This window comes from Corynebacterium sp. LaCa_70 (assembly GCF_058182015.1).
In genome coordinates this window covers 1,290,069-1,313,739 of record NZ_CP190914.1, presented here as the reverse complement: position 1 = coordinate 1,313,739, position 23,671 = coordinate 1,290,069, and the positions used below count along the sequence as shown (strand labels likewise).

At 53.9% G+C, this 23,671-nt stretch carries 20 protein-coding genes; 17 read left to right on the top strand and 3 right to left on the bottom strand.

All coding sequences use genetic code 11. The features are described from left to right. Positions 1-9 precede the first annotated feature (9 nt). Complete coding sequence (locus ACP8MI_RS05945; RefSeq protein ID WP_049148323.1) at positions 10-2,301, top strand: RelA/SpoT family protein; 2,292 nt, start codon at positions 10-12, stop codon at positions 2,299-2,301. A gap of 155 nt (positions 2,302-2,456) precedes the next feature. Here ACP8MI_RS05945 and ACP8MI_RS05940 read toward each other — a convergent pair whose 3' ends face one another. Together ACP8MI_RS05940 and ACP8MI_RS05935 are read right to left on the bottom strand one after the other, a co-directional pair. Beyond that, a complete protein-coding gene (locus tag ACP8MI_RS05940) occupies positions 2,457-2,825 on the bottom strand; it encodes a hypothetical protein (RefSeq protein ID WP_018119649.1) in 369 nt (122 codons plus the stop codon). An 81-nt stretch (positions 2,826-2,906) separates the two neighbouring features. After that, positions 2,907-3,773: a peptidylprolyl isomerase gene (locus ACP8MI_RS05935; RefSeq protein WP_018119648.1), complete on the bottom strand. Its 867-nt coding sequence runs from the start codon at positions 3,771-3,773 to the stop codon at positions 2,907-2,909. A gap of 181 nt (positions 3,774-3,954) precedes the next feature. Between ACP8MI_RS05935 and tpx the strand changes: the two genes are divergently transcribed. The 3 genes from tpx to hisS are packed head-to-tail and all read left to right on the top strand — an operon-like array spanning position 3,955 to position 6,472. Further along, complete coding sequence (gene tpx, locus ACP8MI_RS05930) at positions 3,955-4,455, top strand: thiol peroxidase (RefSeq protein WP_026167714.1); 501 nt, start codon at positions 3,955-3,957, stop codon at positions 4,453-4,455. A 59-nt stretch (positions 4,456-4,514) separates the two neighbouring features. Then, positions 4,515-5,186 (top strand): MBL fold metallo-hydrolase, encoded by a 672-nt coding sequence (locus ACP8MI_RS05925; protein WP_018119646.1) that lies wholly within the window; start codon positions 4,515-4,517, stop codon positions 5,184-5,186. An 11-nt stretch (positions 5,187-5,197) separates the two neighbouring features. Beyond that, complete coding sequence (hisS, locus tag ACP8MI_RS05920) at positions 5,198-6,472, top strand: histidine--tRNA ligase (RefSeq protein WP_284589492.1); 1,275 nt, start codon at positions 5,198-5,200, stop codon at positions 6,470-6,472. Here hisS and ACP8MI_RS05915 read toward each other — a convergent pair. Then, on the bottom strand, positions 6,469-7,878 hold the full coding sequence (locus tag ACP8MI_RS05915; protein ID WP_026167713.1) for an L-serine ammonia-lyase: 1,410 nt from the start codon (positions 7,876-7,878) through the stop codon (positions 6,469-6,471). The genes hisS and ACP8MI_RS05915 overlap by 4 nt on opposite strands. 405 nt (positions 7,879-8,283) lie before the next feature. Between ACP8MI_RS05915 and aspS the strand changes: the two genes are divergently transcribed. The 13 genes from aspS to ACP8MI_RS05850 all read left to right on the top strand — a co-directional run bounded on the left by aspS (position 8,284) and on the right by ACP8MI_RS05850 (position 23,639). Then, positions 8,284-10,101, top strand: coding sequence for an aspartate--tRNA ligase (aspS, locus tag ACP8MI_RS05910; protein WP_039733557.1), 1,818 nt, complete (start codon positions 8,284-8,286; stop codon positions 10,099-10,101). Positions 10,102-10,186: 85 nt separating this feature from the next. After that, entirely contained in the window at positions 10,187-11,398 is a 1,212-nt protein-coding gene (locus ACP8MI_RS05905) for a phosphotransferase (protein ID WP_018119642.1), read from the top strand. A gap of 80 nt (positions 11,399-11,478) precedes the next feature. Further along, positions 11,479-12,819, top strand: a complete 1,341-nt coding sequence (locus tag ACP8MI_RS05900; protein ID WP_026167712.1) for a replication-associated recombination protein A — start codon at positions 11,479-11,481, stop codon at positions 12,817-12,819. Between the two features lie 132 nt (positions 12,820-12,951). Continuing rightward, complete coding sequence (alaS, locus tag ACP8MI_RS05895) at positions 12,952-15,624, top strand: alanine--tRNA ligase (RefSeq protein ID WP_049148320.1); 2,673 nt, start codon at positions 12,952-12,954, stop codon at positions 15,622-15,624. Between the two features lie 143 nt (positions 15,625-15,767). Then, complete coding sequence (ruvX, locus tag ACP8MI_RS05890; RefSeq protein ID WP_049148380.1) at positions 15,768-16,325, top strand: Holliday junction resolvase RuvX; 558 nt, start codon at positions 15,768-15,770, stop codon at positions 16,323-16,325. Positions 16,326-16,350: 25 nt separating this feature from the next. Beyond that, positions 16,351-17,550: an endolytic transglycosylase MltG gene (gene mltG, locus ACP8MI_RS05885; RefSeq protein WP_082150510.1), complete on the top strand. Its 1,200-nt coding sequence runs from the start codon at positions 16,351-16,353 to the stop codon at positions 17,548-17,550. Continuing rightward, on the top strand, positions 17,504-18,427 hold the full coding sequence (locus ACP8MI_RS05880; RefSeq protein WP_236658171.1) for a shikimate dehydrogenase: 924 nt from the start codon (positions 17,504-17,506) through the stop codon (positions 18,425-18,427). Before mltG ends, ACP8MI_RS05880 begins: the two co-directional genes overlap by 47 nt. A gap of 98 nt (positions 18,428-18,525) precedes the next feature. Next, on the top strand, positions 18,526-18,981 hold the full coding sequence (locus ACP8MI_RS05875) for a prepilin peptidase (RefSeq protein ID WP_018119636.1): 456 nt from the start codon (positions 18,526-18,528) through the stop codon (positions 18,979-18,981). Between the two features lie 8 nt (positions 18,982-18,989). Beyond that, positions 18,990-20,225: a chorismate synthase gene (gene aroC, locus ACP8MI_RS05870; RefSeq protein ID WP_284589495.1), complete on the top strand. Its 1,236-nt coding sequence runs from the start codon at positions 18,990-18,992 to the stop codon at positions 20,223-20,225. Then, positions 20,225-20,758 carry a shikimate kinase gene (locus ACP8MI_RS05865; protein WP_018119634.1) on the top strand — a complete coding sequence of 178 codons (534 nt, stop codon included), beginning with the start codon at positions 20,225-20,227 and terminating at the stop codon, positions 20,756-20,758. The genes aroC and ACP8MI_RS05865 overlap by 1 nt, the downstream gene beginning before the upstream one ends. A 47-nt stretch (positions 20,759-20,805) precedes the next feature. Then, positions 20,806-21,921 (top strand): 3-dehydroquinate synthase, encoded by a 1,116-nt coding sequence (gene aroB, locus ACP8MI_RS05860; RefSeq protein ID WP_049148379.1) that lies wholly within the window; start codon positions 20,806-20,808, stop codon positions 21,919-21,921. A 58-nt stretch (positions 21,922-21,979) separates the two neighbouring features. Continuing rightward, the gene (gene aroQ, locus ACP8MI_RS05855) at positions 21,980-22,435 is read left to right on the top strand and encodes a type II 3-dehydroquinate dehydratase (RefSeq protein WP_018119632.1); all 456 of its coding nucleotides are present in this window, start codon (positions 21,980-21,982) and stop codon (positions 22,433-22,435) included. Positions 22,436-22,547: 112 nt separating this feature from the next. Further along, complete coding sequence (locus ACP8MI_RS05850; RefSeq protein WP_018119631.1) at positions 22,548-23,639, top strand: aminopeptidase P family protein; 1,092 nt, start codon at positions 22,548-22,550, stop codon at positions 23,637-23,639. The last annotated feature ends 32 nt before the right edge of the window (positions 23,640-23,671 follow it).

Below are 23,671 nucleotides of genomic sequence, written 5' to 3'. Positions count from 1 at the left end.
GATGTACCTATGACGGACAATAAAGCAGCGAAACGATCGTCCCCCAGCGTGCGCAGCATGTCCGCACGGTTGGCAAGGTCGCTAACTTCCGGGAAAGTCAAGATTAAACCGGTTCTTGAACCACTGATGTCTATCCACCGGGAGTTTCACCCGAAGGCAGATGCGGACGTTATTAACCGTGCGTATGAGACGGCAGAACGCCTGCACGAAGGCGTTACGCGCAACTCGGGGGATCCGTATATTACGCATCCGCTAGCGGTAGCCACAATTGCTGCTGAGATCGGTATGGACACCACGACAGTGGCGGCTGCTTTATTGCACGATACGGTGGAAGACACCGATTATTCGTTGGATGATCTTACCCGTGACTTCGGCGAGGAGGTTGCTCGGCTGGTTGACGGGGTAACCAAACTAGACAAGCTAGCTTTTGGCAGCGGTGCTGAGGCGGAAACGATCCGCAAAATGATTGTCGCGATGTCGCGGGACCCACGCGTGTTGGTCATTAAGGTTTCGGACCGGCTGCACAACATGCGAACGATGCGCTTTTTGCCGCCGGAAAAGCAAGCGAAAAAGGCTCGCGAAACCTTGGAAATCATTGCTCCTTTGGCACATCGTTTGGGCATGGCCTCGGTGAAATGGGAATTGGAAGATCTTGCCTTTGCCATTTTGTACCCCAAAAAGTATGACGAGATTGTGCGGATGATTGCCGATCGGGCTCCGCAGCGTGATCGTATGCTGGCCGAGATTACCGCAGAAGTTACAACAACGCTGAAAGACAACGGCATTGAAGCTGAGGTACGCGGTCGCCCAAAACACTACTGGTCGATCTATCAGAAGATGATCGTGCGCGGCCGAGATTTTGCTGAAATCTTCGATTTAGTAGGCATTCGTATTTTGGTTAATGATGTCAACAGCTGTTATGCAGCCATCGGAGTCGTCCACGGCCTTTATTCTGCTCTGCCGGGGCGTTTCAAAGACTATATCGCTCAGCCTCGTTATGGCGTATATCAGTCGCTGCACACCACAGTGATTTCGGGTAGCGGCAAACCTTTGGAAGTCCAAGTTCGGACCCACGAGATGCATCATAATGCGGAATATGGAGTGGCTGCACACTGGCGTTATAAAGAGCTGAAGGGTAAAAACAGCGAAAAAGACGCCGAGGTTGACCAAATGGCGTGGATGCGTCAGCTGCTCGACTGGCAAAAGGAAGCGGCTGATCCCAACGAATTTCTCGATTCGCTACGCTATGATCTCACGTCCAACCAGATATTTGCGTTTACGCCGAAAGGCGACGTGGTTACGCTTCCGGCAGGTTCCACCCCGGTTGACTTTGCTTATACCGTGCACACGGAAGTGGGCCACCGCTGTATCGGCGCTAAAGTCAATGGCAAGCTCGTGGCCTTGGAATCCAAGCTGAATTCTGGTGATCGGGTAGAGATATTCACCTCGAAAGACCCGAATGCTGGACCGTCGCGAGACTGGCAGAATTTCGTTGTCTCGCCGCGCGCTCGCGCAAACATTCGCCAGTGGTTTGCCAAAGAGATGCGCGAGGTGCATCTGGAAGCAGGTAGGGATGCCCTAGCGGCGGAGATACAGCGAGGTGGCCTTCCACTGCACAGGCTGTTTACGACGTCTTCGATGAAGCAGGTGGCCACCCAACTGCACTACCCGGATATTGATGCGCTGTACACCGCGATTGGTGCTGGCCATGTGTCGGCAAAACACGTGACGAACCAGTTGATGGCCATGTTCGGCGACCAAGAAGATGCTGTGGATGCGTTGGCAGACCGCACGCCGTGGAGCCAGTTGCTGGAATCGAAACAGCAAGCCACTGGGCAGGAAAAAACCGGCAGTGCGATTCTGGTCGAGGGTAACCCTGATGTGATGGCGAAGATCGCGAAGTGTTGCCAGCCGGTGCCTGGTGATGAGATTTTCGGTTTCGTGACACGGGGTGGGGGTGTTTCCGTCCACCGGGCAGATTGCACGAATGCCACGAAGCTGCGTGATGAGCCCGAACGGGTGCTCGAGGTTACTTGGGCCAACAACGTCGATACAGAAGGGGCATTCAGTGCAACTTTGCAGCTGGAGGCTTTGGACCGGCAGGGGCTATTGTACGAGCTAACTGGTATTTTCCAGCAGTCAAGTTTGTCGGTGTTATCGATGAATTCGCAGTGCTCGGAAGATCATGTTGCAACAGTACGCTTCACCTTTACCGTATCAGGGAGCAAACAGCTTGGCGCGTTGATGAATACCCTGCGAAATACCGAAGGTGTATTCGACGTTTACCGTGTGACTGCATAGAAAAACCACCCGGTGAGTAATCTCAAAGATTACTGACCGGGTGGTCAATTTAGGTAGCCGCACGTTCACATGGCGCACGGCTAAGCGCCCGTGCATTGCGTAAATGCTGCGCTAAGAAATTAACCGAATAGACATTTCGGCACTCAATGCCCTCGTTAGATCAGCTTCAGAGACTTCAAGAAAGCAAAGATGGTGCTGGCTGCACCAACTACGCCCGAAATGGCCTTCAGGACTTGGTTCAGCTTATTGAAGTCAAAGCCGCCCTTGCCTTCACCCTCGGCGCTGGAGCCAGCAGGGGTGGAAGAGCCGTCGGTGTTGCTTTCTTTGTTCTTGGCGGTGGCGTCGGTGCCCTTCTCCTTGGTGCTGTCAGTGTTACCGGAGGAGCCGAAGAACTCTTCGACGCTGGATCCGACTGGGGCCTTTGCAGTCTCTTGAGCGATCGCTGGAGCAGCGGTCAGAGCGGTGGTGGACAGGGCGAGTGCGGTGGCGCCGGCCAGTACGGCCTTACGAGGAGAAAACTTCATGCTTCCTGAATTCCTTAGAGCTTGATGTGAATGGAACATATACAGCATAAACTACCAGAAACCTATTTGCAAGGGTTTTCGTTAAGATTTTACGGTCGCTTTTTTAATCCGTACTTCTTCGGCAGGTGCACCATCACCGGCGCCGCTTTCTGTGCCAGCTTCCGCGACGCTGTCCAGGGTTTTCAGGCCCTTATCGTCGATCTGTCCGAAATAGGTGTAATTAGCCTGCAGTGGTGAGTCTTCGTAGTTTAAGAAAAACTGCGACCCATTGGTGTCTGCACCCGCGTTGGCCATTGCGATGGAACCGCGTGGGTAAATGACCTGGGTGGATGCTGCTTCGTCGCCAAGCTCATCTGTTGGGTATTCGTTCGCGAACTGGAAGCCTGGGCCACCGGAGCCTTGACCGGTTGGGTCTCCGCACTGCAGCACGTGGATTCCTTCGGTGGTCAGACGGTGGCACACGGTGTCGTCGTAGTAGCCGGCGCTCGCTAGATGCTCGATTGCGTTTACTGTGCATGGAGCGACTTCGCGGTCTAGTTCCATACCGATGTCGCCCTGGGAGGTCTCCAGAGTGACAGTGACATTTCCACGGGCGGAGACATTATCTGTCTTGGGCAGACCGGCATCGCCTGTAGCAGTCTCGCCGTCGTGTTCGTTATAGGTACAGGTGACAGTCTCCGGAAGTTGTTCGCTACGCTCCAGCGCAAGTGCTTCTGCCTCTGGAGATTCTGATGTGGTGGTCTCTTCCTCGGCGGTAAGGTCTGCGTCATCGCCATCACGAGTTGCCAATAGCCAGATGCCACCGACGAGTACGACAATCGCCAGGGCTGCAACCGCGGCGACTCCGAGTGGGCGCGATTTTTCTTTTCGTTCGCGAGATTTCAAGGACTTTTCGAGTTCGTCGAGCGCCTCGGCGCCTCGTTGTTTGTTGCTGTGTTGCTTATCCACTGTTCAACTTTCTAGTAGCGGTAACTGCGCTCAGGGACCTGCCGAGCCAAAACCCAATGGCAGACCCAGGGCACGAGTACAGATGATATAGCGGTCTGCGCGGTATTTTAACAGTGCTGGCTATGAATTCCTGACTATGTTTTAGTGGCAGCGCGGGGCCTATGCCACTATTATGGCGGTCATGGCTATTACTAAATTCCAAGATCAAGAAACCGCAACCGTTAGTGACTTGCCAAAAGTTGGCGACAAGCTGCCTGACTTCACCGTCGTTGGTTCTGATCTGCAAGAGTTCTCTCCAGCTGATTTTTCCGGCAAGAAGCTGGTACTCAATATCTTTCCGTCTTTGGACACCGGTGTGTGCGCTGCTTCTGTGCGCCGTTTTAACGAAGAAGCAACGAAGCTTGACGACGCCGTGGTGCTGGGTATTTCCGCTGACTTGCCGATGGCGCACGGCCGATTCACCGATGCTGAAGGCATCGACAACGTGAAGACGGGTTCGGTGTTCCGGTCCAGTTTTGGGCAGGACTATGGCGTGCAGCTCGATGGGTCGCCGCTGAAGGGTTTGCTGGCTCGTACTGTTATCGTGACCGATGCTAATCACACGATTACTCACGTGGAACTGGTCGACGAAATCACCACTGAGCCAAATTACGACGCTGCATTGGAAGCGCTGCAGAACTAATTGTGATTTGTCGTTAACCGCTGCCTACTGTTTGTTGGTGCGGTAGGTAGAATCCTGACATGGAGATTTCCGGATTCGCTGCAGGCCCTTATCAAACCAATTGTTATATCGTTTCCGAAAACGGACACGCGATTGTGGTTGATCCGGGAATGCACTCTTTCGACCGCGTAGTTGCTGCAACACAGTCGTTGCACCTCGACGCGGTTTTTCTCACCCATGGGCATTTTGACCACACGCGATGTGCTGGCGATTTAGCCAGAGAATTTGACATCCCAGTTTATATTCATGCTGCCGATGAACTGTGGCTTGGTGATATGTCGGCGCTGCCACAACAAATGCAGGCACTTTTCGACGTTGCCAACATGGTTCCGATCGCTGATTTGCGCACTATTGGTAGCGCTGAAGCCCGTACCGCTGACAACGTGCGTGATGAACCCAGCACGATAGAACTTTTGGGGCGCGAGTTTTTCGTCTTGCATGCACCAGGGCATTCGCCTGGTTGTGTGATGCTGGGTAGTGACAACATCCTGTTTTCTGGTGATGTTTTATTCCGGGGCGCGGTTGGGCGCACGGATTTGCCGTTTTCTGACCCGCAAGCGATGAATACCTCATTGCGCGAGGTCGTGCTGAACCTGCCGGATGATCTGCATGTGCTACCTGGTCACGGACCAACCACGACCATGAAGCATGAGAAATCTACCAATCCATTCCTGGCGCAGCTAAGGGGCTAAACTGGTTTGCTGTGAGTACTTCGAAATTCAAAGCAGCAGCCCCGAAGGGTGTACCGGACTATATCCCGCCGCAGTCAGCGACGTTTGTGAAAGTGCGCGATACGTTAGTGCATCACGCGCGGCTTGCGGGATTCGAGCACATTGAGCTTCCGATTTTTGAAGACACCCAGTTGTTCGCCCGCGGTGTGGGCGAATCCACCGACGTTGTTTCTAAAGAAATGTATACATTCGCCGATCGAGGCGACCGTTCCGTGACTTTGCGCCCGGAGGGTACTGCCGGTGTAGTGCGTGCGGTCATTCAACACGGAATTGACCGTGGCCCCCTGCCTGCGAAATTAGTCTATAACGGCCCGTTTTTCCGTTACGAACGCCCGCAAGCAGGCCGCTACCGGCAGCTGCAGCAGGTTGGCGTTGAAGCGATTGGCGTGGATGATCCAGCGCTTGATGCTGAGGTTATTGCGATTGCCGATCGCGCCTATAAAGCACTGGGGTTGCGTGGATATCGACTGGAGATCACGAGTCTAGGCGATCAAAAATGCCGTCCGGCATATCGGGAGAAGTTGCAAGAATTTTTGTTCCAGCTTGATCTCGATGATGAGACCCGCAAGCGCGCAGAAATTAATCCTTTGCGGGTCTTGGATGATAAACGCGAAGAAGTCCAGCGACAGCTTGTCGACGCACCGTTGATGATCGATCACCTTAATGATGAATGCCGCGCGCATTTCGATGCGGTGACCGGCTACTTGGACGATATGGGCATTGACTACACGATTAACCCGCGTATGGTTCGGGGATTGGATTATTACACGAAGACGTGTTTCGAGTTCGTCCACGATGGTTTGGGTGCGCAATCGGGTATCGGCGGCGGTGGACGCTATGATGGCCTGATGGCGCAGCTTGGCGGTCAGGAATTGTCGGGCATTGGATTTGGTCTCGGCGTGGATCGTGCGCTCTTGGCTTTGGAGGCGGAAGGCATCACGCTGGAAGGTACTGAGCAACGAGTGGAAGTCTTCGGTGTTCCGCTTGGTGCAGCAGCCGGTGCCCAGATGCCAATCGTGTTGAACTCTCTGCGGCAGGTCGGCATTTCTGCGGATATGGCATTTGGTGGCAAGGGCATGAAGGGTGCCATGAAAGCGGCTAACCGGTCCGGCGCAGCATTTGCTCTGGTTCTGGGGGAGTCTGAGCTTGCCGACGGCGTTGTGGCTGTGAAGGATCTGGCAGCGCACGAGCAAACCGAAGTTCCAGCAGCTGAGCTGGAACAGTGGCTGTTAAACAAACTGCGCTAGCATTCCACCTGGCTGACGGTAAAGCCGAGGGTTTTCGCAAGGCCGCCGATGGATGTCTCCTTGTATTTTGAGAGCATATCGCGGCCGGTTTCGGCCATGGTCTCGATAGCATTGTCGAGCGTGACGTGGTGAGTACCTTCACCGATCTTGGCAAGTCGGGCAGCGTTGATTGCTTTGACTCCACCAATCGCGTTGCGCTCGATGCACGGAATTTGTACCAGTCCGCCAACTGGGTCGCAGGTTAAGCCGAGGTTGTGCTCAAGCGCAATCTCTGCTGCGTTTTCTATCTGGGCTGGGCTGCAGCCAAACAACTGCGCCATTCCGGCAGCTGCCATCGCCGAGGCAGATCCCACTTCACCTTGGCAACCGACTTCTGCGCCGGAAATAGATGCATTCTGCTTGATGATCATGCCGATTGCGCCAGCGGTCAGCAAATAACGTCGAGCAGATTCGTGGGTGAAATGTGCCTGGAAGTCGCGGGCATAGTGCAAGACAGCCGGGATGATGCCACAGGCGCCGTTGGTGGGTGCAGTGATTACGCGGCCACCGGCGGCGTTTTGTTCGTTGACGGCCAACGCATAGAGGTTTACCCAGTCCATTGCGTGAAATCCGTGCGAGGTATCGTGACCGCCGTCGAGAAGCTGCTGATATACCTGGTTTGCACGCCGAGGTACGTGCAGTCCACCGGGTAAGTGACCTTTGGCGGCGATTCCTTCGGTGACACAGGAACGCATGACGTTCCATACGGTGAACAGGTGCTCATTGACAAAGTCAATGCCGCCGTCGCTTTTGTGGAGTACCTTTTCATTAGCCTCGACGAGTTGCCAGATCTCCAAGCCCGATTCTTCGCACATGCGCAGAAGTTCTTCACCGGAGCTAAAAGGATAGGGTACCTCTGATTCGCCATCTACCGCTGCCATACCGGCGGGTACTTCATCGTCTTTTTCCACTTCGGCATCGAGTTCTTTGCGTGTGAGGATAAACCCGCCGCCGACTGAGAAATATTCGGCGCCGTCGACTACACACTCGTCATTGTTATCCCAGGCACTGAATACAACGGCATTGGGATGCTGGGGTAGCGGTTCGTTGATGAATTCAAGTTCGTAGTGTATTTCGCCATCTGGGCCCTGTGCAGTGCCCGCCGTCGGGATGGGTTGATCTGCGCGTGGCTCGGCATCAAGGGGGACGTCGAGTGGATCCCAGCCAACTAGGCCCAAGATAACAGCGCGGTCACTAGCGTGTCCACGGCCAGTAGCAGCAAGGGATCCTCGTAGCTGGGCTTTCACACGGTGTGGGGTAGCCGGAAGGGAATCAACGAAGGCTTTTGCCGCGCGCATAGGTCCTACCGTGTGTGAGGATGATGGGCCGATCCCGATCGAAAATATGTCAGTCACGCTAATAGTCATAGAAGTGCTCCTTGTTCCTCATCGCTCCGCAAAAGTGGGAGAGTGCTGGAGTGATAAGGACTACGCTTGTTTGTTCAACAATTTGCTGGGAATGCTTCCCTAGTCTACGTGCCAACGTTGTGGGCTAGCTAGGTATTTCGGCAGCACGCTCTAGCTTGGCAAAAAATAATCGACTGACTCCAGTGAAAGACGCTCCCAGGCCACACCTGCACGGGTTAAACTGCGGGGCTGAAACAATGTAGGATTGGGAACAGTTTCATTCAGGCTCAGTGCTGTCGGTCACGCTGTAATCCTGGCATGCTGCATCCTTCAGTAGCGCGCCAGGCTGCTGCGCGGCTGGCGATATCTTTGGAATACTACACAGATAAGAGCCACCCGACCCGCATGGAAGGATCTTCGATAATCGTGCTGCGCACACATTCAGCAGGCCAGCTTGGCAAAAACCTCGCAGGGGATTCGGTGACCCTCGCCGGATGGGTTGCCCGACGCCGTGACCATGGAGGCGTGATTTTCATTGATTTGCGGGATCACTCTGGGTACGTGCAAGCTGTCTTCCGCGATTCGCAGGTAGCCGAGCAAGCTCACACTTTACGTTCGGAATATTGCATCGCAATCACAGGTGAGGTCGAGCCTCGCCCAGAAGGTTCGGAAAACCCGAACCTGGCTTCTGGTGAGATTGAGGTCAACGTCACCGAACTCAAGGTCTTGTCGACGTCGGATGCATTGCCGTTCCAGGTGGAAGATGCCTCATCTACTGATGTCGGTGAAGAAGCACGTTTGCGTCACCGGTACCTCGATTTGCGACGGGGAAAGCAGGCAGACGCGCTGAAACTGCGTTCGCGCGCCAACCAGGCCGCACGCCGCGTGCTGGATAAGCATGATTTCTTAGAGATCGAAACTCCAACACTGACTCGTTCGACGCCAGAAGGTGCACGTGACTTCGTCGTGCCAGCACGACTGAAGCCAGGCTCTTGGTATGCGCTCCCGCAGTCGCCGCAGCTGTTTAAGCAGCTGTTGATGGTCGCTGGCATGGAGCGGTATTACCAGATCGCCCGGTGTTACCGCGATGAAGATTTCCGAGCAGACCGGCAACCGGAATTCACGCAGCTGGACGTCGAGATGTCGTTCGTCGATCAAGAAGACGTGATTGCACTGGGTGAGGAAATCGCTGCAGAGCTGTGGAGCCTCATCGGCTACGAAATTTCCCGTCCAATTCCGCGCATTACATACGCCGAGGCGATGCGGAAATATGGGTCGGACAAACCAGATCTACGCTTCGATATTGAGATCACCGAGTGTGCTGAGTTCTTCCAGAACACGTCATTCCGCGTGTTCCAGAATGAGTATGTCGGAGCCGTCGTCATGCGTGGCGGCGCTGACCAGCCGCGTCGACAGTTAGACGCGTGGCAGGAATGGGCCAAGCAGCGTGGTGCTAAGGGCCTGGCCTATATTCTGGTCGGTGAAGACGGCACGTTGTCTGGCCCAGTGGCGAAAAACATTACCGATGCTGAGCGCGCTGGCATCGCCGAACACGTCGGCGCACAACCGGGTGACTGCATTTTCTTCGCCGCCGGTGATACTCGCTCCTCGCGTGCCTTGCTGGGCGCAGCCCGTAATGAGATTGCACGCAAATTGGGTCTCATTAAAGAAGGCGACTGGTCTTTCGTCTGGGTCGTGGATGCTCCATTGTTTGAGCCAGCGGAGGCCGCAGTTGCCGATGGTGACGTTGCGCTGGGCAATTCCAAGTGGACTGCAGTACACCACGCGTTTACTTCACCAAAACCGGAATGGATTGACACCTTCGACGAAAACCCAGGTGAGGCTACCGCCTATGCGTACGATTTGGTCTGCAACGGCAACGAAATCGGTGGCGGATCAATCCGTATCCACAACAAGGATTTGCAGGAACGCGTGTTCAAAGTCATGGGTATCAGCGAAGAAGATGCTCAAGAAAAATTCGGATTCCTGTTGGAGGCTATGAGCTATGGAGCACCTCCACACGGCGGCATCGCTTTTGGCTGGGACCGCATTGTCTCTCTGCTTGGCGGCTATGATTCCATTCGCGACGTCATCGCCTTCCCTAAGTCTGGTGGTGGCGTTGACCCATTAACTGATGCGCCTGCTCCGATCTCTGCTGCGCAGCGGAAAGAAACCGGCGTTGATGTCAAACCAAAGGCCAACAAAGCCGGTGGACAGAGCACCGAGACCGACAAAGCCAAATAGGTTTTCGACCTTATCATGTGTCAATCCAGCCTTTTATGCACTCGATATAAGAGACTCGGATTGACCACTTCATGGAGTGACAACAGTGCCTAGCCAGGAACAATTAGTAAGCATCGCCGAAGATCTTCTTTCGCACCGTTTTGGTGGTTCACAGCGACTAGAAGACGTGGAGGTGCTTGCAGGTTCTGGTGAATCCACGGTGCTGCGTGCCCGCGTAGCAAGCCAACCATTCTTGCAGTATCGCACGGTAGTGTTGAAATTTGTCCCCATGATCGGTGAGGTGCTGTACGACGCCGCCTTGATGCGTGAAGTAGTTGCCTATCAGTTCACCACCGCATTGCCGGAAAACGTGCGTCCTGGACCGATGCTGCTCGCGCATGATATTGACCAACGCCTGGTGGTCATGACTGATTCTGGCGACGGCGATACTTTCGACGATTTACTGGAAACCGCGAAACATGAAACGCGTGGTCATATCCTGCGGAACTTGGGTAGTTCGTTGGGCCGCATGCACGCTGGGACAGCGGAACGGGAGAAAGAATTCGATATTCTCATGGCCCGGATGCTGAAGCAGCACCCACAGTTCGGGGAAAATCAAGAGGTCCGGGATGATGCACTTCAGCAGTCCATCCTGTTGGGTGAGCAGATTCTGGAGCAATCAGGATTTAGTGTTCCGCAAGCTTTCCACGATGCCGCACAGGTTGCTCGGAAACGTGTGGTCGGAGGATCTGCACGCGCTTTCACACCGTTTGATTTATCGCCGGATAATATTATTGTCGCCGAGAAAACGCATTTCCTGGATTACGAGTGGGCAGGTTTTCGCGATGTCTCCTTTGATATTGCGTGCGTGGTGGCCGGATTTCCACAATTTGTCTTCACCCACCCAATCACCGATGAAGAAGCCGATACCTTTATTTCTGCCTGGAAGAGGGAGATCAAGGAAGTCTTTCCCAACTTGGTCGAGCCGCACAACTTGCATGCGCGTGTGCTGGCTGCCCTCGTGGGGTGGGGCTTATCGACGCTTGCGACGATGTCGGCCGGAAATCTGAGTGGTGTTGTTGGCATGGTGCAGAAAGGCGAGGATATTTCCACTGATTTAGATCAGGCGGCAGCGTTACTGCGCACTGGTTCTGCCGATAGTTTCAGTGACGATGAACTATTGGCTAGGCGCGATATTTACGAGACGTTCGAAGCAATGTCGCGTTTTGGAGATAACGGCACGGAAGACACGAGTGCGGAGATTGCAGAGTTTGCCCGCAGTATTGCTCAGCGCGTCGAAAAGCCTGGCTGGAAATAATGAGTCAAGATTCGCTGTTCGGCGGAGCCTTACATGGAGTTAACTCCACCTCCAACCACCAGGACAATTCCGACGCAGAGATGTACGAACGTTTTCAAGGATCTGCTCTTTTCCAATCAGGTGCAGACGCGCCGTTGGCAGCTCGGATGCGGCCCGCGGACCTGCGCGAAGTGCTTGGCCAAGGCCACCTGCTTGATGAGGGTAAGCCTCTCCGGAAACTCGTTGAAGGACAGGGACGTAGTTCTGTCATCCTTTACGGCCCTCCGGGAACCGGAAAAACCACCATTGCTTCTCTCATCGCTTCGCAGATGGGGCACCATTTCGTTGGCTTATCGGCTTTGGATTCTGGCGTAAAACAAGTTCGCGAGGTTATTAGTGCTGCACGTCGTGATGCACAACATGGGAAACGGACCGTTTTGTTCCTCGATGAGGTGCACAGATTTTCCAAAACACAACAGGATGCTTTGTTAGCGGCTGTGGAAAATCAGACGGTGTTACTCGTGGCAGCGACGACGGAAAATCCGTCATTTGCGGTGGTGTCACCGCTGTTATCCCGTTCGTTGCTGCTGACACTCCAACCGCTCGACAAAGCTGAAATTGCTGAATTGGTCCAGCGCGCGGTGACTGATACCCGAGGATTATCTGGTCGGGTTCGCATTGCGCAATCAGCTGTGGATGATATTGTGCGGCTGGCCGGTGGCGACGCCCGCCGGGCACTGACGTATTTAGAGGCAGCGGCTGAAACTGCAGAAAGCGCGGACACCGCAGAAAACGCTGCGAAGCCTGAAATCACTTCCGACATGGTTGCCCAAAGCGTCGATACGGCATTGGTGCGCTATGATCGCGACGGCGACCAACATTACGACGTCACCAGCGCTCTTATTAAATCGATTCGCGGTTCTGACGTCGATGCCGGGTTGCATTATTTAGCTCGAATGATTGAGGCGGGCGAAGATCCGCGTTTTATTGCAAGAAGGCTGGTTATTCTAGCAAGCGAGGATATCGGCATGGCGGATCCGCAATCCTTGCAGGTCGCTGTGGCTGCGTCGCAGGCAGTGCAGCTTATTGGTATGCCAGAAGGAAAACTCACGTTGGCTCAAGCCGTCATCCATTTGGCGACGGCTCCGAAATCAGCAAGCGTGAATCAGGCGATCACTGATGCTTTAAATGATGTACGCGCTGGTAAGGCAGGTACGGTGCCGGCACATTTACGGGACGGCCATTATGAAGGCGCAAAGCGCTTAGGCAACGCGCAAGGTTATCGCTATCCACACGATGATCCGCGCGGAGTCCTGGAACAACAATATATTCCAGATGAGCTCCAGGATGCGGTGTATTACCAGCCGACGGATCATGGTAACGAGAGCCGTATTTCGGAATATCTGGGCCGACTGCGTAGGTTGGTACGAGGCAAGAAATAACCCCGCTGGGGCACTTAGTACACTCGGTGCTGAACGTATTAGCGGCAAAGTACAGAATATGCAGTGTGCAAGTTATACAGCATGCGCCGAGTGCTGTGTTCAGCGTGTTAGTAACGAAAAGGAATAGACATAATGCAAACCCACGAAATTAGAGATCGTTTTACCCAGCACTTCGCCAAACGAGGCCACGAAGTGGTACCGAGTGCCTCGTTGATCCTAGACGATCCCAACCTGCTGTTCGTCAATGCAGGTATGGTTCCTTTTAAGCCGTATTTCTTGGGGCAGCAAAACCCTCCGTACGAAAATGGTACGGCCACTTCGATCCAGAAATGCGTGCGCACCCTGGATATCGATGAAGTCGGTATCACTACCCGGCACAATACTTTTTTCCAGATGGCGGGAAACTTCTCGTTCGGCCAATACTTCAAAGAAGGCGCAATTTCCAACGCTTGGGCGCTGTTGACAAATCCGCTTGCCGACGGCGGCTTGGGGCTTGACCCAGAACGTTTGTGGGTCACCGTGTATGAAACCGATGACGAGGCCGCTGAGATCTGGAACAAGGTGATCGGCGTGCCAGACGAACGCATTCAGCGCATGGGCGTGGAAGATAACTACTGGCACATGGGGGTTCCGGGACCTTGCGGTCCGTGTTCCGAGATTTATTATGACCGAGGCCCAGAATATGGCGCGGAAGGCGGGCCATCCGCCGACGAACACCGGTACATGGAAATTTGGAACCTCGTGTTCATGCAATATGAACGCGGAGAATCGACCGGGTCAGGCAAAGGCGACTTCGAGATCCTCGGGGAGCTTCCTGCGAAAAACATCGATACCGGTCTAGGGATTGAGCGTTTGGCGTGCTTGCTGCAGGGTGTCGACAATGTCTATGAAACCGATCTGTTGCGACCAGTAATTACTGCCGCTGAAAAGTTGACCGGCGCCGCCTATGGGGCCGAGCAAGATAACGATGTCCGCTTCCGCGTGATTGCTGATCACTCGCGCACTGCGATGATGCTGGTTTTGGATGGAGTCACGCCGTCGAATGAGGGGCGGGGTTATATTTTGCGTCGTTTATTGCGACGTATTATCCGTTCTGCTCGCTTGCTCGGGGCTCAAGGCGAGACCATCAAGACCTTCATGTCGACGGTCATGGACACGATGGAGCCGTCGTATCCAGAAATTGCTGAGAGCCGAGAGCGCATTCTCGCGGTCTCATCCGCTGAAGAGCGTGCGTTTTTGAAGACTTTGGAATCGGGAACCAGTCGTTTCGACGAAACCGCACAACAACTCAACAAGCGCGGCGAGAAGGTCCTGACTGGTGCCGATGCCTTCTTGCTGCACGATACCTATGGTTTCCCCATCGACCTCACCATGGAGATGGCAGCAGAAGCGGGCCTTGAGGTCGACATGGACGGCTTCGAGACGGCAATGGCAGAGCAAAAGGCTCGCGCGAAGGCAGATAACAAGGCTAAGAAGAATACTCATGCCGACGAGTCTGTGTACCGCGAATGGGTTGACAACCAGCCGACAGAATTTGCTGGCTATTCGGAGCAGGCAACCAATTCGACGATTATTGGGTTAGTACGCGATGGCCAATCCGTGACGACGGCCCACAGCGGCGATAACGTCGAAGTCATTTTGGATGTTACCCCGATGTATGCAGAATCGGGTGGCCAGTTGGCTGATCGGGGCACGATTACCGCGGGTGATGCCACGGTAGAAGTTACCGACGTACAAAAGATCGCCAAGAAACTGTGGGTGCACCGGGGGCAGTTGCTTGGGGGATCACTAGAGATCGGACAAACGGCAACCGCAGAATATGACCAAAAATGGCGCCACGGAGCACGCCAAGCGCATACCGCCACGCACCTGATTCACGGTGCGCTGCGTGAGGTTTTGGGGCCGACTGCTGTGCAGGCTGGATCTATGAACCGACCGGGATATTTGCGTTTTGACTTCAACTACACGGAGCAGTTGAGCCCTGGTCAATTGGAGGAAATTGCGACGATCACCAACCAGGTAGTCGACGCTGATTACCAGGTTAATACGCTAGAAACCTCGCTTGATCATGCGAAGGATATGGGTGCTCTCGCCTTGTTTGGTGAAAATTATGGCGAGCGAGTGCGTGTCGTAGAAATCGCCGGTCCTTTTTCGACTGAGTTATGCGGCGGTACCCACGTCAGTCACTCATCGCAGATTGGTCCGGTCTCTGTACTCGGTGAATCATCGGTTGGCTCTGGGGCGCGGCGCATTGAGGCCTATTCCGGTTTGGATGCCTTCCGCTACTTCTCACAAGAGGCTGCCCTTGCCCATGGCGTGGCACAGTCGCTGAAGGCGAAGCCGAATGAGGTGCCCGAGCGCATCGAGACCTTGACGCGGAAGTTGAAAGAAGCGGAAAAGCAGGTTACCGCGCTGCGGCAACAGCAAATGGCTGCTAAAGCCGCGGAATACGCTAATGATGCGGTTGAGGTTAACGGTGTTGCTGTAGTGAACGCACAGCTTCCGTCAGAGGTTAATGGTGGTCAGCTTCGTTCTATTGCGGCAGATATCCGTAACCGGATGCAAGGCCGTCCAGCGGTCGTAGTCTTGGCTGCAGACAATGCTGGGAAAGTGCCGTTTGTGGTTGCGCTAAACCCAGAAGCGGTCGACAAGGGTTTGGCGGCAGGTAGCTTGGTGTCGATTTTTGGGGGATATGTCGGCGGTAAAGGCGGCGGTAAGTCAGACATGGCTCAGGGGTCCGGCAGCCAAGCAGCCGGAATTGAGCAAGGTTTTGCAGCGTTGCGTGACGAAATTTCTCGGGCATAGCATGCCAAGGTTTGCTTTTGCGCCTGCCGATCGCCGATTTGTTATCGTTTAGTTATAGAATAAGCGAGCACAACGGAGCATCGGCAGGTTTTTGCCTGCAGCGTCACGTGGCGCGTGCCGTAATCGCTAATACTATTTCGGGAATGGAAAGGGAGATCGCATACGTGAGCAAACTCGAGCCAAACGCTCCCAGCGTTGATTCGCCTCGGCATTCCCAAGTTATCGAGGGGCGGCGCATCGGCATTGATGTTGGTACAGTCCGCATCGGTGTTGCCGCGTCCAATAGAGAAGCTACCTTGGCATTTCCTGTGGAGACGGTACAGCGAGAAACTGGATTTAAGGATCGGGACCAGGAAGACATCGATCGGATTCTGGAGCTTATCTCGGATTATGATGCTGTCGAAGTCGTGGTAGGTTTGCCCCGAGATTTGCAGGCGCATGGCTCAAAGAGCGTCAAGCACGCGAAAGAAATTGCATTTCGTATCCGACGCCGTCTGCGTAACACAGGTTCTACTATTCCCGTAGTGTTTGCCGACGAGCGTTTGACGACGGTAGCTGCAACCCAGGCGTTACGAGCATCTGGAGTATCAGAAAAGGCCGGCCGATCGGTGATTGACCAGGCAGCCGCCGTGGAAATTTTGCAATCGTGGTTGGATTCACGCGTATTGGCACGTCAGCGTGAGAACGACTCTCCGAACTAACCCGAATAAAGAAGAGATAACACACATGAGCACACAGACGCGCGTGCGCGTAAGACGCAGCATGGATCCCAAATATGTGAAACGTCGGCAACGGGGTCTTGCTGTGCTAATCGCCTCTTTCATCCTGATTATCGGAGTGAGTGCCTATATTGCATTCAACGTCATATCCGGCAACCGAGGAGGCGCCGCAGTGGATGACTTCGACGGCGACGGTAACGGTGTCGTGGCTATGGTGCAGATTAAAGAAGGCGATTCGATTTCATCGCTTGGACCGGAGCTAGAAGAGCGCGGAATTGTGGCGTCGGATTCGGTCTTCCAGACTGCCGCGGCCAGCAATCCTGATGCCGGTAACGTGCAACCTGGTTTCTACCGTTTGGAAGAAGAAATGAGCGCCCAGGCTGCGGTGGCGGCATTGCTGAACCCCGATAAACAAGTAGAGCTACTTGATGTGCACGGTGGCACCACTCTGCACGATGTGAATGTTAAGGGTGGAAACATCCGTGAAGGTATTTACACGCAAATTTCCAAAGTCAGTTGCTCTGGTGGCGATGACAGTCAGTGTGTGAGCACACAGGAGTTGGAATCGGTAGCTGCTAACACCGATCCTGCAGATCTTGGTGCACCCGAATGGGCGCTGGAGCGTGTACGTGAGCAAGGTTCTGATCCGAAACGCCTCGAGGGGTTGATCGCTCCCGGACAATATGTCATTGATCCGAATATGGACGCAGAAGAGATCTTGACTGATCTGGTTACGCGGACGACTAAGCGCTATAACGACTCGAATATTGTTGAGAGGGCTCGTGCGATTGATCTAGCGCCTTATGATTTGCTTATCGCAGCTTCGCTGGTTGAGCGGGAGGCACCGGCAGGTGATTTCGATAAGGTTGCACGCGTCATTCTTAATCGCCTGGATGAACCTATGCGCTTGGAATTCGATTCTACTGTCAACTACGGACTAGACGACGTCGAACTCGCAACCACTGATGAAGACCGTGCGCGAAAGACCCCATGGAATACTTACGCAATGGATGGGCTACCGGCCACACCGATTGCAGCGCCCTCGGATGGAGCGTTGCATGCCATGGAACATCCAGCTGAAGGAAATTGGCTGTTTTTCGTCACCGTCGATGAACAAGGCACCACGGTGTTCAACGATACCTTTGAAGAACATTTAGAAGATGTCGATCGTGCACTCGAATCCGGAATCCTGGACCATCATGAATAGGATCCAAGCTGCGTCGAGTGCTAACTCGGACTTTCAGTTTCCGAATGATTCGGAACGGGATGTACCTCATCGCGTTGCGGTACTTGGTAGTCCGGTAGCTCATTCGCTATCGCCGGTGTTGCACAATGCCGGATATCGTGCGCTTGGCCTGAATGGCTGGCACTATGATCGCTGTGAAGTAGGCAAGGGACGGCTGGCCGATTTTGTGGCACAAGCTGATGGCTCGTACCGCGGATTTTCTGTTACGATGCCAGGAAAATTTGAAGCCCTGCAACTTGCTGATCACGTCAGCGGTCGTGCCAACATGATTGGCACCGCAAACACCCTGGTGCGACGTGATGGCGGGTGGTTTGCCGATAATACGGATGGCGACGGAGTACTTGGAGCACTCGGGGAATTATTTCCGAACAACAGTGGCTCGTTAGAGCATGTTGTGGTCCTGGGTTCTGGCGGTACGTCACGGCCGGTCCTGTGGGCTCTGGGTACGTTGGGAGTTCGGGAAGTCACCATCGTTAACCGCAGTGATCGTAGCAGCGAGTGGGCGCCGCTCGCCGAGTCCATGGGAGTGGCATGGAATATCGCTACTTGGGAAGACTCATTAGAAGACTGCGACGCTATTATTTCTACAGTGCCCGCAGACGCTGTAGCCGGTCACGAACGGCGTCTGGCCCACGCACCAGTCCTTGATGTCATTTATGACCCCTGGCCGACTCCATTGACGATTCAGGCAGCATCCAATGGGCATCGCAGCGTTGGCGGGCATGTCATGCTGGCACACCAGGCCTTTGGCCAATTTAGACTCTTCACAGGGCTTCCTGCCCCGAAAGAAGAAATGTGGGCTGCGCTCGATAGAGAGTTGAATTCTCAGAAACCATAAGAATTGTTGCTTTCGGGGTTGTCGGTTTTCTGACTTACGGGTAGGGCGGCGCTACGGAAATTCCCCTACACGAGGATTCTTCGGTAGCGTTAGCAGGCATGGGGGGATTTTTCGTAGTATTTGCTATTTTTCTGTGGGCGTGTGCCTTGGTCGGCTATGACTTAAAAGCCCACCGCTTGCCAAATTTTCTGACACTTCCGGCCGCAGCATGTGCTCTTGGATGGGCGTTTCAGCACCCTAATACCACCGAAATTTTGTCGGCGGCTAGTCTCTGGCCAATTCTGTATCTGGTGCAGATTTGGAGCGCTGCGCTGTGGCATCGTTTATGCGGGCGACCGCATGCACCTGGCATTGGTGGTGGAGATATTAAACTGGCAATTCCGCTTGCCATCATGGCTGCAGCGGCAGGTGGTGCTTTTGCCGTATTACTTGCCGCAGGAACAGCATCATTGCTGAGCTTGCTTATTGCAATGCTTCGAAACCGGGGCTACGTTGCACATGGGCCAGCTATGATTCTGGCCACTGTGATGGTCTCAATACTGCTTGTGGAATAATAGACGGCATGCTTCGTTGGACTACCGCTGGGGAATCACATGGCCAAGCATTGGTGGCTGTGGTGGAAAATATGCCTGCACACGTCGAGCTCACTGCAGACGATATTGCGTACCAACTCGCGCGTCGTCGTTTGGGGTATGGCCGCGGCGCTCGTATGAAATTTGAAGCCGATGACTTGAGTTTGCTCGCCGGTATTCGGCACGGAAAAACACTGGGTAGTCCGATTGCCATCATGATCGGAAACACGGAATGGCCGAAGTGGGAAACCATCATGTCCCCAAACCCTGTGGATGTGAATGATCCGGATATTGCGAAAGCCCTACACTCAGGCCGCGGCGCACAGCTCACGCGTCCGCGTCCGGGACACGCAGATTTTTCCGGCATGGTGAAATATGACCATGCCGACGCTCGCAATATTTTGGAGCGCTCTTCAGCACGCGAAACGGCGGCCCGCGTCGCTTGCGCCACCGTTGCCCGTAATTTTCTTCGGCAGGTGCTTGGCGTGGAGGTTTTGTCGCATGTGATTTCCATTGGGCCGTCCCAACCTTATGAAGGTCAGGCACCCCAACCAGGCGATCTCGAAACAATTGATGCTTCACCTGTGCGCGCATTTGGAAAAGACGCTGAAGCCTCGATGATCGCGGAGATTGAATTCGCGAAGAAGTCCGGCGATACCTTAGGTGGAATCGTCGAAGTTGTCGTCGATGGTTTGCCGGTGGGGCTGGGCTCTCATGTTTCTGGGCAGACGCGGCTCGATTCCCGGTTGGCCGGGGCTTTGATGAGTATTCAGGCTATTAAAGGAGTAGAGATCGGGGACGGGTTTACACAGGCTCGTTCCCGAGGCTCGGAGTCGCATGATGAGATCATCCGTACAGACACGGGATTGGCGCGCGCGTCGAATCGAGCTGGTGGATTGGAAGGAGGCACCACCAATGGTGAACAGCTGCGCCTGAAAGCTGCAATGAAGCCGATTTCTACCGTCCCACGCGCACTGCGGTCCGTCGATATGGAAACTGGTTCTGCGGCGACCGCGATTCACCAGCGTTCCGATGTGTGTGCAGTTCCCGCTGCTGGAGTTGTCGCAGAAGCAATGGTGGCGTTGGTATTGGCACAGGCTGTGCTGGAGAAATTTGGTGGCGATAGCGTTGTAGAAACCCGCCGTAATTTCTTGGCCTATCAACGCCGTGTAGAACAAAAACTCGCGTTCTCTGAGGATGCCACAGCTGGAGCGGGGGAGATGTAATGGGATATGGAGAAAGTTCACGCCCGTCTGTCGTGCTTATTGGGCCTCCCGGTGCGGGTAAGACAACGATTGGTCGTCGATTAGCCCGCGTTCTTAATCAGCAATTTGTTGACTCCGATTTTGTGATTGAGAGCAAGGCCGGCAAGACCTGTTCGGAAATTTTTGCCGAAGACGGTGAAGAAGCCTTCCGGGCACTGGAAGCTGAGGTGATCGCCGAAGCACTACAAGAGCCGGGGATTCTCGCGCTTGGCGGGGGAGCAGTCACGCACGCTGGAACACGCAGTTTATTAGACCAGCAGACCGTGGTATTCGTCGATGTCAGCGATGACACTGGGATTGAGCGCACCACGCGCCCTCATAACCGACAGCAACGCCCACTGCTTGCGGGGAAGGATGCTGATACGCGTTACCGGAATTTGATGGCACAACGCCGTCCGTTGTATCGAGAGGTTGCCGATTATCGTGCCCGCACTGATCAACGCAGTCCGCAACAAGTAGTTGCAGACATCTTGGGCTTTTTGGAAACTTTGTAATATCGCGTGCATTTAGCCGGAAGGTAGTAATAACGATGAGTTTTAACATGTTTTCCCCGTCACCTGAAGGCCGCCAGCATAGCGTGGGTAGTTCTGAGGTAATTGAAGTCAATGGCCCAAATCCTTATCAGGTGACAATTGGCCGCGGTCTGACTGATGCCATTGCGGACAGAGCGAAGCATACCGGAGCCCAGACTGTGGGGATCGTGCATCAACCGACAATGGCGGCACCTGCCAGGCAGGTTGCGCGTTCGATTGAAAATCTGGGCTTGCGAGTGCATTTATTCCCTGTGCCAGATGCAGAAGCCGCAAAAACTCTTGAAGTCGCTGGCCAATTATGGGACGAACTTGCGCAGCATAATTTCTCCCGACGTGATGTGATCATAGGTTTTGGAGGCGGTGCGGTCACCGATCTAGCTGGGTTTATTGCAGCTACGTGGATGCGAGGAATAAAGGTCATCCAGGTGCCGACGACTTTGCTCGCGATGGTGGATGCAGCCGTCGGTGGAAAGACCGGAATCAATACTGGCCATGGGAAAAATTTGGTCGGTGCTTTTCATGAGCCAGACAGTGTCTTCGTAGACTTAGACCGTCTGACGACTCTCCCTGAAGACGAGATAATTGCCGGTTCAGCAGAGATCATCAAAACTGGTTTCATCAGCGATGGCGTCATCATTGATCGTTATGAAGATGACCCGCTTGCTTGTTTGGACCCCGATGGTTATTTGCCGGAATTGATCACGCGTTCAATAGCGGTGAAAGCAAACGTCGTCGGCATGGACCTGCGTGAGTCAGGTTTGCGGGAAACCCTCAACTACGGTCATACCTTTGCCCATGCAGTGGAATTGCGCGAGAATTTTGCCTGGCGCCATGGAAACGCGGTGGCGGTGGGCATGATGTACGTCGCGCATTTAGCGCGTAACCGCAAGTTGATCGACGACGCATTGCTTCAACAGCACCGCCGAATTTTGGAATCAGTCGGACTGCCGGTGGCGTATGAGCCAGGACATTTCGACGAACTACTTGCAGCTATGAACAGGGATAAGAAAAACCGTGAAGGCAGACCCCGGTTTGTAGGAATCACGGGAATTGGCGATTGTATGCGTATTCCGGATGCCTCAGATGAAGAATTGCGTGCAGCGTACCAAGCAATTTGCGCATAGAACCTGCATCGATGCGTGACAACCAGATTTTTGTAGCCGCTGAAAGGATACTGTCGTAATGCCCGGGAATAATCGCTCCACTGTATTGGTTCTGAACGGTCCTAACTTGAATCGTTTGGGCAAGCGCCAACCCGAAATTTACGGTGCGACGACGCTCAGTGACGTGGAAACTGCACTGATCGCCGAAGGCGAGGCCCATGGCTTACACGTCATTTGTCGGCAATCCAATGCTGAGCACGAATTACTGGATTATGTCCACGAAGCCGCGGATCATCACTGGCCAGTAATCATTAACCCTGGTGGTTTCACCCATACCTCGGTGGCGCTGCGTGATGCGCTAGCAGAAATAGCAGACGGTGCTGGATTCATCGAGGTGCATATCTCCAATGTGCATGCTCGAGAGGCATTTCGTGGGCACTCGTACTTGTCGCCGCTTGCACGTGGTGTCATCGCGGGGCTTGGTATTACTGGATATAGTGCTGCGTTACGTTATTGGGCAGATAATGTGGCGTAACATCGTAAAAGATAGTTTCTTTGTGGAAATTTACGCTGAATGGGGATAGGAATTGCCACGATTACTCGTGGTTGACTACAAGGTTCAGCATACTAGCCTAATAAGGAGAACAATGACATTGGCTGATACTCGCTTTAGCAACCGTCGTCGTAAATTGGCGACAGCCATGGCAGCAGAGCGCCTCGATGACTTTTTGGTGACTCACCTGATCCACGTTCGGTATTTATCCGGTTTCTCTGGATCCAATGGTGCGGTGCTGTTATCGAAAGATCAATCTGCTGCTATTAGCACGGATGGGCGTTACGCGACACAGATTGCAGAAGAAGTTCCTGATATTACTGCAACGATTACTAGTGCCATCACAAAAGATCTGCTCCAGAAGCTAGAAGGCCCACGTCGGGTTGGTGTGGAGTCTGATTTCGTCAGCATCGAGCAGTTCAAGCAACTGGAAAAACAGTGTCCAGAAGAAGTGACACTGGTGCCAGTTTCCGGGATGATTGAAAAGATTCGGTTAATCAAAGACAACGTCGAAATCGAACGTCTGACAGGAGTCGCAGAGCTAGCCTCACAAGCACTCGAGGATATGATTGCTGCTGGGGAAATAGTCGCCGGTCGCACCGAACGTCAGATTGCTGCTGACCTGGAATACCGTATGCGTTTGTTGGGTGCGGAACGCCCAAGCTTTGACACTATCGTCGCTAGCGGCCCAAATGGCGCAAAACCACACCACGGTGCAGGTGATCGCGAACTGCAAGAAGGCGATCTCGTAACAATTGACTATGGTGCACACCGCGCTGGGTTTAATTCCGATATGACGCGCACTGTTGCTGTAGGCAAGATCGATGATTTCTCTCGGGAAATTTATGACATTGTGCTTAAAGCACAGGAAGCTGGAGTCCGGGCGGCTACCCCTGGTACTCCGCTGGCTGATATTGACGCCGCGTGCCGCGACATTATCCGTGAGGCTGGCTATGAAGAATATTTTGTCCACTCCACCGGGCACGGAATTGGCCTTGATGTACATGAAGCCCCAGCAGCTGCTCACACCGGTCAGGGCAAAATCGAAGCAGGTATGACGCTCACGATTGAGCCAGGAATTTATATCCCGGGCAAGGTAGGTGTGCGGATTGAAGATACTTTGGTGATTACGGACGGTAAGCCACGCAACTTATCTACACCGACAAAACAGTTGCGCGAACTCTAGAAACGTTTGCCATAACGTCGGCATGGATTGTC

Coding starts and splice junctions, on each gene's coding strand:
- ACP8MI_RS05945 (WP_049148323.1), top strand. CDS start 10: ATGACGGACAATAAAGCAGCGAAACGATCGTCCCCCAGCGTGCGCAGC.
- ruvX (WP_049148380.1), top strand. CDS start 15,768: ATGGAAAGGGAGATCGCATACGTGAGCAAACTCGAGCCAAACGCTCCC.
- aroB (WP_049148379.1), top strand. CDS start 20,806: ATGTTTTCCCCGTCACCTGAAGGCCGCCAGCATAGCGTGGGTAGTTCT.
- aroC (WP_284589495.1), top strand. CDS start 18,990: ATGCTTCGTTGGACTACCGCTGGGGAATCACATGGCCAAGCATTGGTG.
- ACP8MI_RS05900 (WP_026167712.1), top strand. CDS start 11,479: ATGTACGAACGTTTTCAAGGATCTGCTCTTTTCCAATCAGGTGCAGAC.
- tpx (WP_026167714.1), top strand. CDS start 3,955: ATGGCTATTACTAAATTCCAAGATCAAGAAACCGCAACCGTTAGTGAC.
- ACP8MI_RS05865 (WP_018119634.1), top strand. CDS start 20,225: ATGGGATATGGAGAAAGTTCACGCCCGTCTGTCGTGCTTATTGGGCCT.
- ACP8MI_RS05875 (WP_018119636.1), top strand. CDS start 18,526: ATGGGGGGATTTTTCGTAGTATTTGCTATTTTTCTGTGGGCGTGTGCC.
- ACP8MI_RS05915 (WP_026167713.1), bottom strand. CDS start 7,878: ATGACTATTAGCGTGACTGACATATTTTCGATCGGGATCGGCCCATCA.
- aroQ (WP_018119632.1), top strand. CDS start 21,980: ATGCCCGGGAATAATCGCTCCACTGTATTGGTTCTGAACGGTCCTAAC.
- ACP8MI_RS05880 (WP_236658171.1), top strand. CDS start 17,504: ATGTCGATCGTGCACTCGAATCCGGAATCCTGGACCATCATGAATAGG.
- ACP8MI_RS05925 (WP_018119646.1), top strand. CDS start 4,515: ATGGAGATTTCCGGATTCGCTGCAGGCCCTTATCAAACCAATTGTTAT.
- ACP8MI_RS05850 (WP_018119631.1), top strand. CDS start 22,548: ATGACATTGGCTGATACTCGCTTTAGCAACCGTCGTCGTAAATTGGCG.
- mltG (WP_082150510.1), top strand. CDS start 16,351: ATGAGCACACAGACGCGCGTGCGCGTAAGACGCAGCATGGATCCCAAA.
- alaS (WP_049148320.1), top strand. CDS start 12,952: ATGCAAACCCACGAAATTAGAGATCGTTTTACCCAGCACTTCGCCAAA.
- ACP8MI_RS05940 (WP_018119649.1), bottom strand. CDS start 2,825: ATGAAGTTTTCTCCTCGTAAGGCCGTACTGGCCGGCGCCACCGCACTC.